Below are 16,537 nucleotides of genomic sequence, written 5' to 3' on the forward strand. Positions count from 1 at the left end.
CTCCAGACACCGCGCGGGCCGCTTCACCGCGGGCCTTGCCCCGTGGGTCTCATGGATTCCGGTGTGAGACGCTGCCGAGGTGGTTGCGAGGCAGACCCGGATCGCGGGCGTGGCGATCGGCTTTCTGGCCGACCGCGCGCTGGGCGACCCGCGCCGCGGTCACCCGGTCAAGCTGTTCGGCCGGGCTGCGGCCGCGCTGGAAAACGTGACCTACCGCGACAGCCGGGTCGCCGGCGCGGTGCACGTCGGCGTGCTGGTCGGGGCGCTGGGCCTGCTGGGCCTGGCGGTGCAACGGCCCGCGGCGCGGCGCGGCCGGCTGTGGTCGATCGCGGCGACCGGCGCGGCCACCTGGGTCGCGCTGGGCGGAACCTCATTGGCGCGTACCGGCCTGGACATGTCGGAGCTGTTGGAGCGCGGCGACGTCGTCGCCGCGCGTGGGCTGCTGCCGTCGCTGTGTGGGCGTGATCCGGCTTCGCTGGACGAAGCCGGCCTGGCCCGTGCCGCGCTGGAATCGATCGCCGAGAACACCTCCGATGCGCAGGTGGCGCCGCTGCTATGTGCGGCGGCCGGCGGCGTGCCCGCGGTGCTGGTGTATCGCGGCATCAACACCCTGGACTCGATGGTGGGTTATCGTTCGCAGCGCTATCTTCGATTCGGTTGGGCCGCAGCGAGATTGGACGATGTCGCCAATTACGCCGCCGCACGGGTGACCGCCTCGCTGGCGGTGCTGCTGGCCCCGCTCGTCGGCGGGTCACCTTCGGGCGCGGCGCGGGCCTGGCGCCGCGACGCGGCCCGCCATCCCAGCCCCAACGCCGGCGTCGTCGAGGCGGCCTTCGCCGGCGCGCTGGGTGTGCGCCTGGGCGGGCCCACGCAATACCACCACGAGCTGCAGATCCGGCCCACACTCGGCGACGGGCGGGCGCCGGCCGTGGCCGATCTGCGGCGCGCGGTGGCCCTGTCGTCGCTGGTGCAAGCCGGCGCCGCGGTGTCGGCGGGGCTGGCGGTTTACCTGTCGGGTTACCGCCGCCGGCCGTAGCGGTCGGCGAGTTTGGCCTCCACGGACTGCGGTACTTCGCCCGCCTCGGGCGTGGGCGCCGCCTCGGGCGACGACCGCGCTTGCTTGTCCTGTCGGCGGGCGCGGATCTCCGAATAGGCGAAGTAGCCCAACCCGATGGGGGCGAGGATGCCGAAGGCGATCCATTGGATGCCGTAGGACAGGAACGGGCCGGCGTCCAGCTGCGGCACGCCGACCACGCCGAGGCCGCCGGGCTGACCGTCGATCAGTTGCAGGTAGGAACCGGCCAGTGGGATCTTGGTCAGCACCGCCACCTGTTCGGTGTCGATCGAATAGATTTGCTGCACACCGTCTCCCACGAACGGATCCTTGTTCAGGGCGGCGGTCTCGGAGTTGCGCAGCCGCGCCGTGATGGTCACCGTCTGCGTCGGGGGGCGGGGGATGGACGGGACATGGGACCCCTCCAGGGGCCGCACGTAGCCGCGGTCAACCAGGACGGTCGGTCCGCCATCGACTGCAAACGGCGCCAGTACCTCGAACGCCGGCTTCGAATCGATCACCCGCAACCGGGCCAGCACTTGTATGTCGGGCAGATAGTGCCCGGTGGCGGTGACCTGGCGCCACTGCGCACCGGGTGCTGCCGAATTCTGGTGCGGCAGCAGCATTTTCAGCGGGACGGGCGCGGTGTTCAGCGAGGATTCGATCTGATGGTTCTCCTGCGAGGTCCTGCTGTGCTTGCCCAGCTGCCAGGGTGCGAGCACCGTGAAGCACAGATAGGCGAAGGCGACGACCACCAGGGCCAGCACGATCCAGCCCGGGCGCAGCGGGAAGGGCAGGCGACGCATCACGTGGACCCGTTCTGCGCGAGCCGCTCATCGACCCAGTCGTGCAGACCGGGCAGCGCGGCCTCGATGACCGTGTACACGCGCTCGAAATCTGCGGTGTCGCCGTAGTATGGGTCGTCGACGTCGGGAGTGTGCGCGCCGGTGCGCGGATCGAAGGACCGCAGCATCCGCACGCGGTCCTCGTCGGCGCCCAGGTGCCGCAGCATCCGGGCGTGGTTGCGGTCCAGGGCCACCACCAGATCGGCGCCCAGGTGCTCGGCGTCGACCTGGGTGGCACGGTGCTCGCATGCGTAGCCGTGGGCGCGCAGCACGCCGGCGGCCCGCTCGTCGGCGCACTCGCCGACATGCCAGTTGCCGGTGCCGGCACTGCTCACCCGCACCGCGTCGGCCAGGCCGCGCCGGCGCAACTGGTCGGCGAACATCTTCTCGGCCATCACCGAACGGCAGATGTTGCCGGTGCACACGAACGTGACGTGCAGCGGTTCGCTCGTCGCGGCCTCAGACACCCAGCGCCCTCCGTAATTCGTCGATGGTCGCGGCGTGCGTCACGCCGGACGCGGCCGCGCTCCCGGCGGCGCGATGGGGAAAGTCGGCCTTGCCGTAGCCCCAGCCGACCACCACGGTGTCGATGCCGTGGGCGGCCGCGCCGTGCACGTCGTGGCTGCGGTCACCGACCATCAGCACCCGGTCGGGCAGCGGTTCCAGCTGCGTCAGGGCGTGGGCCAGCACCTCGACTTTGGCCTTGCGCGAACCGTCGGGGCTCGCGCCGGCGATGACCTCGAAGTGCTGGTCAAGCCCGAAGTGGGCGAGGATGCGCCGCGCCGTCGGCTCCAGCTTGGAGGTGGCCACTGCCAGCCGGACACCGGCGGCGCGCAGGTCCATCAGCAGCGCCTCGATCCCGTCGAAGAGCGCGTTCATGGCCCATCCCCGGGCGCCGTACTCGGCGCGGAAGGCCGCAATCGCCTCCTCGGCGTCGTCGCCGAGCTCCATAGCCCGGAAGGTGTCGTCCATCGGCGGGCCCACGATCTGCCCGACGAGGTCGCCGGGCGGCACGGGGGCGCCGATGTGCTCGAGCGCGTGCAGGAAGCTGGCGACGATCCCCTCCGCGGAGTCGGTCAGCGTGCCGTCCAGATCGAAAATCACCAGTTGCGCCCCACCCGCAGCGGTGGCGTCGCCGGGGGCCCTGCGATCGGCTGAGGTTGTGCCTGTCACCTCACCATTGTCCTCGATGGATGCAGCCGGGTGTGACGGTGTTGCTCCGCCCGGCCCGCGAGGCCCACTAGTGTTTCACTGATGGCGAGTCTGAACCTGAGCCCGCCTGCGGCGCGCTACCACGGTGATCAGGCCGTCGCGCCCGGGATGCTGGATTTCGCCGTCAACGTCCGGCACGGCCAACCGCCGGAGTGGCTGCTGCGACGGCTGGCCGAGCGGCTGCCCGATCTGGCGCGCTACCCGAGCCTCGAGGACGTTCAGCGGGCGCAGGACGCGGTGGCCGAGCGGCACGGCCGGAGCCGCGACGAGGTGCTACCGCTGGCCGGGGTGGCCGAGGCGTTCGCCCTGCTGGGCAACCTGCGTCCGCGGCGGGCGGCGATCATCGCGCCGGCGTTCACCGAGCCGGCCGTCGCGCTGGCCGCGGCCGGGGTGCCGGTGCACCACGTCGTGCTGGAGCCCCCGTTCGGCCTGGCCGGTGCGGCCGTCCCCGACGACGCCGACCTCGTCGTGGTGGGTAACCCCACCAACCCCACCGCGGTGCTCCACACCCGCGAACAACTGCTGGGGTTGCGCCGGTCCGGACGGATCCTGGTGGTCGACGAGGCGTTCGCCGACTCGATCCCCGGTGAGCCGCAATCGCTGGCCGGTGATGCGCTGCCCGACGTGCTGGTGTTGCGCAGCCTGACCAAGACGTGGGCGCTGGCCGGGTTGCGGGTGGGCTACGCGCTGGGTTCCCCGGAGGTGCTGGCGCGGCTGACCGCGCAGCGGGCGCACTGGCCGGTGGGGACGTTGCAACTGACGGCCATCGCGGATTGCTGCGGCCGGCAGGCCGTCGCCGAAGCGGCGGCCGGGGCGGCGCGATTGGCCCGGCTGCGCGCCGAAATGGTGACCGGCCTGGCATCGGTGGGCGCCGAGGTGGTCGACGGCCGGGCTCCGTTCGTGCTATTCCGCACACCCGACGCGGTCCACATCCGAAAGACTCTGCATGACAGGGGAATTGCCATCCGCCGCTGTGATACGTTCGTCGGCTTGGACGAGCGCTATCTGCGGGCCGCGGTGCGCCCCCAGTGGCCGCAGTTGGTGCAGGCGATTTCGGAGGCGGTCACGCCGGAGAGCATCGGGGGGCAGCGGTGAGCGTGAAGCTGGCCGACGTCATCGCGGTGCTCGACGAGGCCTACCCGCCGCGGCTCGCCGAATCCTGGGATTCGGTGGGCCTGGTGTGCGGCGACCCCGACGACGAGCTCGAGTCGGTGACCGTCGCCGTCGACGCGACGCCGGCGGTCGTCGAGGAGGTTCCCCGGGCGAGCCTGCTGCTGGCCCATCACCCCCTGCTGTTGCGCGGGGTGGACACCGTGGCGGCCAGCACCCCCAAGGGCGCGCTGGTGCACCGGTTGATCCAGAGCGGGCGCTCGCTGTTCACCGCGCACACCAACGCCGACTCGGCCCGCCCGGGTGTCTCCGATGCGCTGGCCGAAGTGCTGGGCCTGCGCGTCGAAGCCGTGCTCGAACCGGCATCGGACGCGCCCGACATCGACAAGTGGGTCGTCTACGTGCCCGCCGAGAACGCCGAAGCGGTGCAGGCGGCGGTGTTTGCGGCCGGGGCCGGCCATATCGGGGACTATTCGCACTGCAGCTGGACCGTCAGCGGCGTCGGGCAGTTCCTGCCGCACGAAGGCGCCGCGCCTGCGGTGGGCAGCGTCGGGAAGGTCGAGCGGGTGGCCGAAGACCGGTTCGAGGTCGTTGCGCCCGCGCGTTCCCGGGCCGCGGTGCTGGCGGCGATGCGCTCCGCCCATCCCTACGAGGAACCCGCGTTCGACATCTTCGCGATGGTGCCCCCGCCCGGCGACGCCGGATTGGGCCGCGTCGGGACCCTGGCACGCCCGGAACCGTTGCGCAGCTTCGTCTCCCGCGTCGGCGCGGCGTTGCCGCGCACGTCCTGGGGAGTGCGGGCGGCGGGCGACTCCGACATGCCGGTGTCGCGGGTCGCCGTGTGCGGCGGCGCCGGGGATTCGCTGCTGGCCGCCGCGGCCGGTGCCGGCGTGCAGGCCTACGTCACGGCCGACCTGCGCCACCACCCGGCCGACGAACATACCCGCGCCTCCGATGTGGCTCTGATCGATGTGGCACATTGGGCAAGTGAATTCCCTTGGTGTGAACAGGCCGCCGGCGTACTGCGGTCGCGTTTCGGTGCGGAGCTCCCGGTGCGGGTGAGCTCGATACGCACCGACCCTTGGAATGTCGAGCGGGTTGGCAACGAGTCCGGGGGTGACGGGTCATGAAAGCCGAAGTGCCACAGCAGCGTTCATTGCTCGAGTTGTCGAAATTGGACGCCGAGCTGTCCCGCATCACGCACCGGGCCACCCACTTGCCCGAGCAAGAGGCGTGCGAGCGGCTGCAGGTGGAATTCGAGGCCGCCGGTGACCGGCTGGCCACGGTGCGCATCGCGTTGGAGGATATCGACGCTCAGGTCGCGCGGCTCGAGGCGGAGATCGACGCGGTGCGCCAGCGCGAGGACCGCGACCGCTCGCTGCTGCAGTCGGGCGCGACCGACGCCAAGCAACTGTCGGATCTCCAGCACGAGCTGGAGACCCTGCAGCGTCGTCAGACCAGCCTGGAGGACTCCCTGCTCGAGGTGATGGAGCGTCGCGAGGAGCTGCAATCGCAGCTGGACGGCGAGCAGCAGACACTCACGTCGTTGGAGGCCGAGATGGCCGCAGCGCGTGCGGCACTCGATGCCGCGGTGGCCGAGATCAGCGAGGCCCGCGAGCTGCAGTCCTCGCGGCGTGACTCGCTGAGCGCAGCACTCGACCCGGCACTGTCCGCCCTCTACGAACGGCAGCGTGCCGGGGGAGGCGCGGGTGCCGCGCAGCTGCTGGGACGTCGGTGTGGGGCATGCCGACTCGAGATCGACCGCGGCGAGCTGTCCCGCATCTCGGCGGCCGCCGAGGACGATGTGGTGCGCTGCCCGGAATGCGGCGCGATTCTGTTGCGGGTCAAGGGGTTCGATCAGTGAAGGTCGTCATCGAGGCCGACGGCGGATCGCGCGGAAACCCCGGCCCGGCCGGATACGGCGCGGTGGTGTGGACCGAGGACCGCGCGACCGTGCTGGCGGAGGCCAAGCAGGCCATCGGCCGGGCAACCAACAACGTTGCCGAATACCGGGGCCTGATAGCCGGTTTGGACGACGCGCTGAACCTGGGCGCCACCGAGGCGGCGGTTTACCTGGATTCCAAGCTGCTGGTGGAGCAGATGTCCGGGCGGTGGAAGGTCAAGCACCCCGACCTGATCGAACTGCACACCGAAGCCCGAAAGCGGGCACGACGCTTCGAGCGCATCAGCTACTCGTGGATTCCGCGGGAACGCAACACCCACGCCGATCGGTTGGCCAATGAGGCGATGGACGCCGCGGCCGAGGCCACCGGCGTGACCGAAAAGCCCGAACCAGCCCAACAATCCGCCCGGGTGGAAACGCCCGAGACTGCGCCGTCCCCGTCCCCGTCCCCGTCCCCGTCGGCGCCCGGCTGGACCGGCGCACGCGGCACCCCGACCCGGCTGTTGTTGCTGCGTCACGGCCAGACCGAGCTGTCGGTGGACCGCCGCTATTCGGGTCGCGGCAACCCGGCGCTCACCGAGGTAGGGCGGCGGCAGGCCGACGCTGCGGCGCGGTATCTGGCGCAGCGCGGCGGCATTTCGGCGGTCTTCGCCTCCCCGCTGCAACGGGCCTATGACACCGCGGCGGCCGCCGCCAAGGCGCTGGGCCTGGACGTCACCATCGACGACGACCTGATCGAGACCGACTTCGGGGCCTGGGAGGGGCTGACGTTCGCCGAGGCCGCCGAGCGCGATCCCGAACTGCACGGCCGCTGGCTGCGTGACACCAGCACCGCACCGCCGGGCGGGGAGAGCTTCGACTCGGTGGCCGATCGGGTGTCGGGGGTTCGCGACCGGATCGTCACCGCACACCAGGGCACCACGGTGCTGTTGGTGTCGCACGTGACACCCATCAAGATGCTGCTGCGCGAGGCGCTGGACGCCGGACCCGGCATCCTGTACCGCCTGCACCTCGACCTGGCGTCGCTGAGCATCGCCGAGTTCTATTCCGACGGAGCGTCTTCGGTGCGGTTGGTCAATCAGACGGCGTATCTGTAAACGTCACTTCTGCTCTTGGTTGAGTCGTGGAATCAAGCCGCCGGCCAACACATCCTTGACTTGCCGTGGCGAAAGTCGATGCCGCACCGCGAATGACGATTCCTTGCTGACGTTGTCGACCTGCAGAACGTCCTCTTCGTCGATCGTGTGCAGATTCTGGATGCGCAGGGTGTCGTCTTGGTCGATCGAGTCGTAGTCGTCGGGATTTTCGAACTCGAGCGCCAAAATCCCATAGTTGGCCAGGTTTTGCCAGTGGATGCGTGCGAAGGACTTGGCGATGACGACGCGCAATCCGAGGTAGCGCGGTGCGATCGCGGCGTGCTCACGCGAGGAGCCCTGGCCGTAGTTATCTCCGGCCACAATGATGTGCCCGCCGTCGCCGGCCTGTTGAGCCCGCTCGGGGTAGGAGTCGTCGACCCGGGTGAAGCTGAACATCGCGAGCTTCGGGATGTTGGACCGAAGCGGCAGGGCCTGTACGCCGGCCGGTGAGATTTCGTCGGTGGAGATGTTGTCGCCGACCTTGAGCAGCACCGGCGCCTCGACTTCGTCTGGCAGCGGCGACAATTCGGGCAGGCTGGAGATGTTGGGCCCCTTCACGGGTTCGATACGTTGTGCCTCCTCGGCGTCCGGCGGAGCCACCAGCATTGCGGTGTTGACCGAGTTACGCTCGGGCAGATCGAGTTTCGGATATTCCATCTGCTCCTGTTCGGCCCAATCCCGCGGATCGGTGATCACGCCCATCAGCGCCGATGCCGCGGCGGTCTCGGGCGAGCACAGCCACACCGCATCCTCCTTGGTACCGGACCGGCCGGGGAAGTTGCGTGGCATAGTGCGCAGCGAGTTGCGACCGACGGCGGGGGCCTGGCCCATGCCGATGCACCCCATGCAGCCCGCCTGGTGGATGCGCGCGCCGGCCATCACCAGATCCAACGTCGCACCCATCTTGGTGAGATCGGCCAGGATTTCCCGCGATGTCGGGTTGATGTCGAAGCTGACCTGCGGGACCGTCTGGCGTCCGGCCACTATTGCGGCCGCGATCGCGAAATCGCGCAGCCCGGGGTTGGCGCTGGAACCGATCACCGCCTGGGCGATCTCCTCGCCGGCCACCTCGCGAACCGGTACCACGTTGCCCGGCGACGACGGCTTGGCGATCAGCGGCTCGATCTGCGACAAGTCGATGGTGTCCTCGACGTCGTAGCCCGCGTCGTCGTCGGCCAGCAACTCCGTCCAGTCGTCCTCGCGTCCCTCGGCGCGCAGGAATTCGCGCACGGCCTCGTCGCTGGGAAACACCGTCGTCGTGGCGCCGAGTTCGGCTCCCATGTTGGCGATCACGTGGCGGTCCATCGCCGTCAGCGTCGCCACGCCGGGACCGTGATACTCGATGATCCGGTTCACCCCGCCCTTGACGTCGTGGCGCCGCAACATCTCCAGGATCACGTCTTTGGCCGAACACCACTGGGGCAGCTCACCATCGAGTCGCACCCCCCATACCTCGGGCATACGGATGTGCAGTGGCCGCCCGGTTATCGCCAGCGCCACCTCCAGACCACCGACGCCGATCGCGAGCATGCCCAGCGATCCGGCTGCCGGAGTGTGGGAGTCGGAGCCCACCATCGTCTTGCCGGGGATGCCGAAGCGCTGCATGTGGGTCGGGTGCGAGACACCGTTGCCCGGTTTGGAGAACCACAGGCCGAAGCGTTGCGCCGCGGTGCGCAGATACTCATGATCCTCGGCGTTCTTTTCGTCGCCCTGCAGCAGGTTGTGGTCGACGTACTGCACGCTCACCTCGGTGCGGGCGCGATCGAGCCCGAGCGCCTCGAGTTCCTGCATCACCAGCGTGCCGGTCGCATCCTGGGTCAGCGTCTGATCGATGTGGATGGCGATCTCTTCTCCCGGGGACATCTCCCCGGACTCCAGATGCGAACTGATCAGCTTGTGAGCGACGTTCATGGCCATACCCGCGATTACCCCGGTACGGCGTGTTCTAGCGCGATTTGATGGCCGATGCGCGTCGCCGGTGCTCAACGAGCCAGCGTGTCTAGTGCGGATCAACTATGCAGGTGGAGCCGTTCGCCGTGCGCTCCGAAGATCACGATGGCCTCCACCGGCCCGTCCACCACGCCGAACCAGTGCGGCGTCCACGTCGAGAACTCGACGGCTTGCCCAGGGTCGATGGTGAAGTCGCGCTCGCCCAGGATGAGCCGCATCCGGCCGGAAAGCACATACATCCAGTCCTGGCCCTCGTGCACCGGCAGATCGGCCGGCGGGGTGCGGCGACGCGCGCTGACCCGGACCTTGAACGCGTGCAGGCCGCCGGCAGGGCCCTGGCGGGTCAGCGGCCAATAGGTGACGCCGTGGTGGGTATGCGCGGCGCCGCGCACCCGCGGGTCCGGAGTGGGCGGCGTCTGCAGGAGCTCGTCGGTGCTGACCGACAAGGCCCGGGCCAGCCGGGGCAGATGATCCAGTGCCAGCCGGCGTTTCCCGGACTCGAGGCGGCTGAGCGTCGAGACATCGATGCCGGCGCGCTCGCCGACCTCCTGCAGCGTCAAGCCTCGTTGCACCCGCAGTTCGCGCAGCCGCCGGCGTACCAGGAGGTCGATGTCCGGGGTGGTTTTTGCCTCCATGGCAATTAAGCTTGGCAAAGTTGCGCGGGGTAGGCAAGCTCGCGGTGTGGACAATTCATGCAAACCTGATGACGCCCAGCGGTTCTGGGAGGAGCGCTACCGCTCGGTGGAGCGAGCGTGGAGTGGACGGGTCAATCCCCGCCTGGCCGAGCTGGCCGCCGGCCTGCCGGCGGGCCGGGCGCTCGACCTCGGCTGCGGTGAGGGGGCCGACGCGCTGTGGCTGGCCGAGCGCGGCTGGCAGGTGGTGGCCGTCGATATCTCGGCCACCGCGCTGCAGCGCGCCACCGAGGCCGCGGCGGCACGGAACTTGCTCGCACACATCGACTTTCAGCGACACGATCTCAACGAGAGTTTCCCCGAAGGGAGTTTCGACCTGGTGTCCGCGCAATATCTGCACTCGCCCGCGCGACTGGAACGCGACGGGGTGCTGCGGCGGGCGGCCGAGCGGGTGGATCGTGGTGGGGTGCTGTTGATCGTCGACCACGGGGCGCCCCCGCCGTGGGCCGAGCATCATCGCGATCACCACTTCGCCGGTATCGAGGAGGTCCTCGGGTCGCTGGGCCTGGAGGCACCGGGGTGGACGCGGCTGCGGACCGAGGCCGTCGACCGCGAAATGGTCGGCCCGAACGGGGAAGTCGGAACGATGGCCGACAACATCATGGTGTTGCGGCGAACGGGATAGCCCCGCCTATGCCGCGTCGTGAAAGATCAGCCCCATCGCGTAGCGCTCGCCGGAGCGAACGACCGAGACGCCGTGGCGCACCGGAGCCGCGGACCACCCCCGGGCCGAGGGCACCGGCCGCTCCCGCGTGGTGAAGACATATCCGTGTCCCTGCGGCAGCTGCGTTGCCATGCCGCGGGATTGGGCCCGCAGCCGTTGTTCGACGAGCAGGAATTCGCCGCCGGTGTAATCGGTCTCGGGGTTGCTCAGGTTGATGACGACCTGGAGGGGGAAAACCAAGTCACCATACAGATCCCGGTGCAACGCATTCCAGTCGCCCGCACCGTATTTCAGCATCAGGGCGGTCGACCTGCTCTGACCGGCGGCGTGACAGGCCGCCAGCCAATCGTCGAGGCGCTCCGGCCAGGGTGCGTCCCGGCCGAGCTTGCCCCACCAGTCGCGCGCTATCGGCAGCAGCCGGGGATAGAGGGCCTGCTTGAGCTCTTCGATCGGTTCGGGATAGGGCGCATGGAAATAGCGGTATTGCCCGGCGCCATAGCGTTTGGGCGCCATGTCGATGGTCGACCGGAACAGGTCGTCGTCGGCGTAGAGCTTGCGCAGCCGGGCCGCTTCACCGGACGTGACCAGCCGCGGCAGCGGCGCGCCGCCGTACTGGTCGACCGCGGTGGCGATGGCATCCCAATCGCCGGTGTCGACACGCTTTTTCCATCGGTCCATCAGGTCCACGATAGAGCCGCGCGTGCCATAGTTGCTGGCCCCCGCATCCCGCAGGTAGTACCGTGGATCGTCGCGGACGAGTTGGCCGGGCGGCCGCGGACCGTCACAAGCGGTTCGAGGAAAGTCCGGACTTCACAGAGCAGGGTGATTGCTAACGGCAATCCGAGGTGACTCGCGGGAAAGTGCCACAGAAAACAGACCGCCACCCTCGCGGTGGTAAGGGTGAAACGGTGCGGTAAGAGCGCACCAGCATCCCGGGTGACCGGGGTGGCTAGGCAAACCCCACCCGAAGCAAGGCCAAGAAGGCCGCACCTTGGTGCGGCCGCGCAGGCGTTCGAGGGCTGCTCGCCCGAGCCTGCGGGTAGGCCGCTCGAGGCACCCGGTGACGGTGTGTCCAGATGGATGGTCGCCGCCGCGCCGCCGTTGCTTATGCGCGGCGGCGGGGAACAGAATCCGGCTTACAGGCCAACTCGTCCGCCTTCTAATGCCCCGCTTTGCGGACCGCCTTGGCGAGGTCCCGCAGGGTGTCGTCGAGTTCGTCGCGGCAGCGGTCGGCCAGGTCGGCCTCCCGCTGATACAACAGCCCGTAGGTGAAGGTGTCCTCGCCGGCGGCGTGCGCGATCTCGGCCTCCTGACGCAGATGCTCGCGGCTTACGACGCTGTCTTGATGGTCACCGAGCAGCGACTGGACCGCCTTGGCCTTTTCGGACACCTTCGCGGCGCCGGTAGCGGAGGCGGTGTAGCGAAGTCGCTTGGCGCGCTTGCGGATCCGGTGGATCGCCTCGTCGCGTTGGTGTTGGTCGTCCGGGTGCTCGCGGTCGATTAGCGCGGCGGCATTCTGGGCCTTGCGGACCTTCTTGTAAGCGGCCTCGATGGTTACCGGCGGCTGTTCCTCGGCCGTGGCGGCGCCCGGAGTTTCGGCCGCTATCAGGTCGAGGGAGTCCAGCAGGCGAAAGTACCGCTGCGAGCGCATGGCGATCAATGACCGGCGCAGCCCGGTCTGGTAGCGCCGCTGGGCGCCGCCGACCAGACGTTCGCGCACCGGTCCGCGCACCAACTCCGGTGCGAGCCCGTCCAAGGCGCGCTCGTATCGTTCGGCGAGCACCTCGGCGTCGCGCGCAACGCCCAGAATTCCGGCGAGCTCACGCAACTCGTCCAGGACCCACCCCTCCTCGGGCAGCCCGAACGACTCCTGGTAGTCCCGCAGCAGGCTGCGCAGCTTGCGGGTGGTCACCCGCATCTGGTGGATGGCGTCGTAGGCGTCGGCGCGTACCGCGCGATCCCACACCACCAGCTCGCGGACCTGCTCGGCGATCGCGCGCTGCAGCGGATCCTCGGGCGTCGCGGCGCCGTTGGGCGGCGTGCCGAGCACCCGCGCCAGCTTGGAGCCGTGACCCGCCGGCGCGGCCCCGGCGTCCAGCAGCCGGTTGCTCAACCGGTTCAGCAGCTCGACGCCGCCCGTCCCGTTGGAGAGCCCGCTCGCTTCGAGGAGCTCCAATTCCCACTCGCGCCACTCCTGTTCGGTCGGCGCGTCGGTGTCGTCGGATCCCCGCGTCGACCACGCGGTGACATGGTCGTTGCTGAACTCGGCCAGCGCGGTGCCCGCGGCGTCGTACAGCACCTGGCTTTCGCGCCGGGTGGTAATGCGCGCGACGGGCTGCAGCGGGCGGTCGCGGACGATCGCCAGCACCACGTCCGTCAACTCGTTGGGCACGGAGTCGTTTCCGTCCGTTGCGTCCAGCGGTAGCCGGACCTCGGTGCGGGCGTCGGGACCGGACGGCAGCTTCAGGTGCCATCCCGCGTCGGAGCCACCGGTGCGGCGGCGCAGGGTGATCTTGTTGCGCGCCAAATCGTGTATTGGCGTATCGAAGTACGTCGCATCCAGAGTTTGTATCGGTGACTTCTCGACGTGGGCGACCGCGGCGATCCCCTCGAAGGAGGGTGACACGGTGGATTCGACTACGTCGAACTTGCGCTCGACCTCGAGATGACGCGAGGGTTGCGGCGCTCTTGCAGGCATTTTCGGCTCCACTGAGGGCTGGGCGGGCGCGTTGGGCGCGTCACCGCGGCCGTGAACAGATCGGATGGGAAATGAGCACCCATAGCCTGCCATACCGAAACGACGAGGCCGCCGCGGATCGGCGGGTGCGTGCAGCGCCCGTCGCGGCCGTGCTTACGGCGGCGGGGGAGGAGGCGGCGCGTCGTCCTCGGGCAGCGGCGCATAAGCGGCGGGCGGCGGGACATAGCGTTCGATGTTGTCGGCGATATTGGTGCACCCGCTGACCGAGATGCGCCGGCCCGCGCCCACACACACGGTCGCCTCCGCCCGATCGGCGGAATGCGCGGCAACGACAATTGCCGGAGTTGCGGCCAAGCCCGCGAACACCAGCACTGCGGCAAACCAGCGGCGCCGAATCATCTGCGGTCTCCTTCCTGCCACTCGTAAAGCATTCTGCCGTCGCGGCCCGGCCGACGGGGCGAGATCGAGGAATGGCTCCATAATCCTTTGCCGGGGATTAGCGCATGCGCGGCGAGAAAACGCCTTATGGTTTGCGGTACTGATAATGGCCGCGGTTGCGGATGCCCGACGAAGGAGCGTTTCCATGTGGTCTTTTGTTCGCCCGGCGGCCCGAGTTGTTGCCGGCGCAATGGCGGCCGGCGCGGTCAGCGTGGCAATGCTTTCCGCGACGGCGGGTTCGGCCGCCGCGGACTGGCCGATGGACGATCCGGAACCGGCGCCCTCGTCGCAACCGAATTGCACGGCGGCCGACCTTGCCCAGGTTTCGTCGGGCGTGGCCGCGGCGACGTCGGCGTATTTGTTCACCCACCCCGACGTCAACGCGTACTTCACCAGCCTGAAGGGGCAGCCGCGCGACGACATGCGTGGGCAGTTGAAGCAGTACATGGACGCCAACCCGCAGACCCATGCCGACCTCGAGGGCATTCGCCAGCCGTTGACCGACTTCCAGAATCGGTGCCGCTGACCGATCGCCCTCAGCCGGCCGGTGGTGGTGGCGGCGGCTGCAGATGCATCGCCAGGTCGCTCAGCTGCAAAATCGTCTGGACCTCGCTGTCGCGGAATGGCCGTCCATCGGGGGCCAGCAGGTCGTGGAACCATTCCTGCGGCATCGCGGGGTCCGGGTTCGGGTGGTCCCAGGAATCCCAGGGGAAGAAGGTCTGCGTTTTGCCGGCGACAAAGCCCCAGTTGAACGCGCCGACGCCGGAACGCTTCGCGATCGGCAGTGTGTCCTGCACCGTGCTGCCCAGCGGCCGGGCCATGTACTCGGTGCACAGGATGGGCCGGCCCTGCGGGACGAGCTCGGCGATGCGCCTCTCGAACTCCTCCGGCCCCGCGTAGGAGTGGAACGTGATGACGTCGGAGTTGTCGAGCTGGATGCCGCTGATAACGCTGCGGCGTCCCGGGTCGGCCCACTCGCCGTGCCAGACGCCACTGGTCAACGGCTGGCAGGGATCGACCAGCCGCGCCCACTCGAACACCTGGGGCAGCAGCTGGGCGACCAGGTCCACCTTGTCTTTGCGCTCGACCGAGGCGTAGGCGTCGGCCGGGTTGTCCGGCTCGTTCCACAGGTCCCAGCCCAGGATGCGGTCGTCACTGCGGAACTGCGTCAGCACCCCGGTGACGTAGCCGCGCATGGTGCGCAGGTAGGCATGATCGTCGAGGCGCGCCGCCCCCGGACTCTGCACCCAGCCGGAGTTGTGGATGCCCGGCCGCGGCGCGCGCTGCGGACCGGCCTGGGGGAACGGGTCCCAGCAGGAATCGAACAGGACGAACAGCGGTTTGATGCCGTGGCGGGCGGCGATGTCGACGAACTGGGCGAGCCGGACCTGAAACCCGCGGGAGTCCTGCGCCCAGAGTTGATCGTGCAGGAAGACCCGTATCGCGTTGAACCCGTTGGTCCGTGCCCAGCCCAGTTCGGTATCGATGCGCCGGGGGTCGAAGGTTTCGCGCTGGAACATCTCCAGCTGATTGATGGCGTTGGAGGTGATGTAGTTCGCGCCGACCGGCCAGCCCTGCGCCTGATACCAGCGGTTGGCCCGCTCGGGCGACCACCGGCTTGCTTGCGGCGAGGTGTTGGGCGGTCGCGCCGACGCGCGTGGTGTCTGGGCCAAAGCCATGCCTCCCGCTACCAGCAGCGGCAGCGTCAACACCGTTCGACGGTGCACGAAGTCACCGCGATTCCCCCGGTCGATGTGGTCCACCCCTGCTCGTCAGAGTTCGGTTCTTCCCCGCGAGCCATCGTACATCCCTGAACCGCAACGCTTTTCAGCGGTTTCATGGCGATGGGGATAACGTGTCGACCAGGCGCGAACCTCAGACCGGCGACGTCACCGGGCAACACACCCCCACCGATCGAGACGGACAGATCAGAAGCAGTGCTCGTCGGCGGGAAAGACCCCGCCGGCCACCTCTCGCGCATATTGCGTTGCGGCCCGGCGCAATTCCCCGCCGATGTCGGCGAACCGCTTGACGAAGCGGGCGGCCTTGCCGCTGCTCATACCGGCCATGTCCTGCCAAACCAGGACCTGGCCGTCGCAGTTGGGCCCGGCACCGATGCCGACGGTCGGGATGGTCAGCTTGCCGGTGATCTGGGTGGCCAGTTCGGCCGGCACCATCTCCATGACGACCGAGAACGCGCCGGCCTCGGCCACGGCGATCGCGTCGTGCACCGTCTGCTCGGCGGCGTCACCGCGACCCTGGACCCGGAAGCCGCCCAGGCCGTTGACGCTCTGCGGGGTGAACCCGATGTGCGCCATCACCGGGATGCCGGCGGCGGTCAGACAGGCGATCTGCTCGGCCACCCGCTCGCCGCCCTCGAGCTTGACCGCGTGCGCGCCGCCCTCCTTCATGAACCGGGTGGCGGCGGCCAGCGCGGCGGCCGGCCCGGCCTCGTAGCTGCCGAACGGCAGGTCGGCGACGACCAACGCGTGCGGGGCACCCCGCACCACGCCGCGCACCAGCGGAATCAACTCGTCGATCGAGACGGGCACGGTGGTGTCGTAGCCGTACACCACGTTGGCCGCCGAGTCGCCGACCAGCAGCACCGGGATGCCGGCCTCGTCGAAAATGCGGGCGGTCGAGTAGTCGTAGGCCGTGAGCATGGCCCACTTGTGGCCTTCGGCCTTCATCTTCTGCAGGTGATGGGTGCGAATCTTGGTCCGCGGCTTTTCGGGCTGCGCAGGCGAGTTGGCACCGTAAACGTTGTGCTCAGACATCATTGTCCCTAAGGGTGGTCGGTTCGATCCTCGTGGCCGTTATTGGTCCCCGGGTTCG

Annotated in this window: 17 protein-coding genes and 1 other RNA gene; 8 read left to right on the plus strand and 10 right to left on the minus strand. The window is 69.2% G+C overall.

Going from position 1 to position 16,537, the window contains the following annotated elements; genetic code table 11:
- Positions 1-79 precede the first annotated feature (79 nt).
- Positions 80-1,036, plus strand: a complete 957-nt coding sequence (locus tag MTY59_RS18970) for a cobalamin biosynthesis protein (protein WP_221042516.1) — start codon at positions 80-82, stop codon at positions 1,034-1,036.
- On the opposite strand, the gene MTY59_RS18975 is transcribed toward MTY59_RS18970, so the two are convergent.
- From MTY59_RS18975 to MTY59_RS18985, 3 genes are read right to left on the minus strand one after another with little or no spacing between them, the layout of a single operon-like run.
- A complete protein-coding gene (locus MTY59_RS18975) occupies positions 1,018-1,860 on the minus strand; it encodes an SURF1 family cytochrome oxidase biogenesis protein (protein ID WP_221042517.1) in 843 nt (280 codons plus the stop codon). The genes MTY59_RS18970 and MTY59_RS18975 overlap by 19 nt on opposite strands.
- Positions 1,860-2,366, minus strand: a complete 507-nt coding sequence (locus MTY59_RS18980) for a low molecular weight protein-tyrosine-phosphatase (protein WP_221042518.1) — start codon at positions 2,364-2,366, stop codon at positions 1,860-1,862. Before MTY59_RS18980 ends, MTY59_RS18975 begins: the two co-directional genes overlap by 1 nt.
- Positions 2,359-3,072 (minus strand): HAD-IA family hydrolase, encoded by a 714-nt coding sequence (locus tag MTY59_RS18985; RefSeq protein WP_221042519.1) that lies wholly within the window; start codon positions 3,070-3,072, stop codon positions 2,359-2,361. The genes MTY59_RS18980 and MTY59_RS18985 overlap by 8 nt, the downstream gene beginning before the upstream one ends.
- 81 nt (positions 3,073-3,153) lie before the next feature.
- Between MTY59_RS18985 and cobC the strand changes: the two genes are divergently transcribed.
- The 4 genes from cobC to MTY59_RS19005 are packed head-to-tail and all read left to right on the plus strand — an operon-like array spanning position 3,154 to position 7,221.
- A complete protein-coding gene (gene cobC, locus MTY59_RS18990; protein ID WP_221042520.1) occupies positions 3,154-4,206 on the plus strand; it encodes an Rv2231c family histidinol phosphate aminotransferase CobC in 1,053 nt (350 codons plus the stop codon).
- A complete protein-coding gene (locus tag MTY59_RS18995) occupies positions 4,203-5,351 on the plus strand; it encodes a Nif3-like dinuclear metal center hexameric protein (RefSeq protein WP_221042521.1) in 1,149 nt (382 codons plus the stop codon). Before cobC ends, MTY59_RS18995 begins: the two co-directional genes overlap by 4 nt.
- The gene (locus MTY59_RS19000) at positions 5,348-6,085 is read left to right on the plus strand and encodes a zinc ribbon domain-containing protein (RefSeq protein WP_221042522.1); all 738 of its coding nucleotides are present in this window, start codon (positions 5,348-5,350) and stop codon (positions 6,083-6,085) included. Before MTY59_RS18995 ends, MTY59_RS19000 begins: the two co-directional genes overlap by 4 nt.
- On the plus strand, positions 6,082-7,221 hold the full coding sequence (locus MTY59_RS19005; protein ID WP_221042523.1) for a bifunctional RNase H/acid phosphatase: 1,140 nt from the start codon (positions 6,082-6,084) through the stop codon (positions 7,219-7,221). Before MTY59_RS19000 ends, MTY59_RS19005 begins: the two co-directional genes overlap by 4 nt.
- 3 nt (positions 7,222-7,224) lie before the next feature.
- Here MTY59_RS19005 and MTY59_RS19010 read toward each other — a convergent pair whose 3' ends face one another.
- Together MTY59_RS19010 and MTY59_RS19015 are read right to left on the minus strand one after the other, a co-directional pair.
- The gene (locus tag MTY59_RS19010) at positions 7,225-9,177 is read right to left on the minus strand and encodes an aconitate hydratase (RefSeq protein ID WP_221042524.1); all 1,953 of its coding nucleotides are present in this window, start codon (positions 9,175-9,177) and stop codon (positions 7,225-7,227) included.
- A 92-nt stretch (positions 9,178-9,269) separates the two neighbouring features.
- Positions 9,270-9,845: a helix-turn-helix domain-containing protein gene (locus tag MTY59_RS19015; RefSeq protein WP_221042525.1), complete on the minus strand. Its 576-nt coding sequence runs from the start codon at positions 9,843-9,845 to the stop codon at positions 9,270-9,272.
- A 46-nt stretch (positions 9,846-9,891) separates the two neighbouring features.
- Here MTY59_RS19015 and MTY59_RS19020 point away from each other — a divergent pair, with 46 nt between their 5' ends.
- Positions 9,892-10,527: a class I SAM-dependent methyltransferase gene (locus tag MTY59_RS19020; protein WP_221042526.1), complete on the plus strand. Its 636-nt coding sequence runs from the start codon at positions 9,892-9,894 to the stop codon at positions 10,525-10,527.
- 6 nt (positions 10,528-10,533) lie between these two features.
- On the opposite strand, the gene MTY59_RS19025 is transcribed toward MTY59_RS19020, so the two are convergent.
- Positions 10,534-11,244: a 2OG-Fe(II) oxygenase gene (locus tag MTY59_RS19025; protein WP_221042527.1), complete on the minus strand. Its 711-nt coding sequence runs from the start codon at positions 11,242-11,244 to the stop codon at positions 10,534-10,536.
- Positions 11,245-11,321: 77 nt separating this feature from the next.
- On the opposite strand from MTY59_RS19025, the gene rnpB reads away from it, so the two are divergent.
- Positions 11,322-11,721, plus strand: an RNA gene (gene rnpB, locus MTY59_RS19030) — RNase P RNA component class A.
- Between the two features lie 4 nt (positions 11,722-11,725).
- Here rnpB and MTY59_RS19035 read toward each other — a convergent pair.
- On the minus strand, positions 11,726-13,264 hold the full coding sequence (locus MTY59_RS19035) for a CYTH and CHAD domain-containing protein (protein WP_221042528.1): 1,539 nt from the start codon (positions 13,262-13,264) through the stop codon (positions 11,726-11,728).
- Between the two features lie 153 nt (positions 13,265-13,417).
- Complete coding sequence (locus MTY59_RS19040) at positions 13,418-13,663, minus strand: hypothetical protein (RefSeq protein WP_221042529.1); 246 nt, start codon at positions 13,661-13,663, stop codon at positions 13,418-13,420.
- A gap of 184 nt (positions 13,664-13,847) precedes the next feature.
- On the opposite strand from MTY59_RS19040, the gene MTY59_RS19045 reads away from it, so the two are divergent.
- The gene (locus MTY59_RS19045; RefSeq protein ID WP_415823178.1) at positions 13,848-14,228 is read left to right on the plus strand and encodes a heme-binding protein; all 381 of its coding nucleotides are present in this window, start codon (positions 13,848-13,850) and stop codon (positions 14,226-14,228) included.
- A 10-nt stretch (positions 14,229-14,238) separates the two neighbouring features.
- Here MTY59_RS19045 and MTY59_RS19050 read toward each other — a convergent pair whose 3' ends face one another.
- Together MTY59_RS19050 and panB are read right to left on the minus strand one after the other, a co-directional pair.
- Positions 14,239-15,429: a glycoside hydrolase 5 family protein gene (locus MTY59_RS19050; RefSeq protein WP_221046524.1), complete on the minus strand. Its 1,191-nt coding sequence runs from the start codon at positions 15,427-15,429 to the stop codon at positions 14,239-14,241.
- A gap of 201 nt (positions 15,430-15,630) precedes the next feature.
- A complete protein-coding gene (panB, locus tag MTY59_RS19055) occupies positions 15,631-16,479 on the minus strand; it encodes a 3-methyl-2-oxobutanoate hydroxymethyltransferase (protein WP_221046525.1) in 849 nt (282 codons plus the stop codon).
- Positions 16,480-16,537: the final 58 nt, after the last annotated feature.

This window comes from Mycobacterium senriense, assembly GCF_019668465.1.
GTDB lineage: Bacteria > Actinomycetota > Actinomycetes > Mycobacteriales > Mycobacteriaceae > Mycobacterium > Mycobacterium senriense.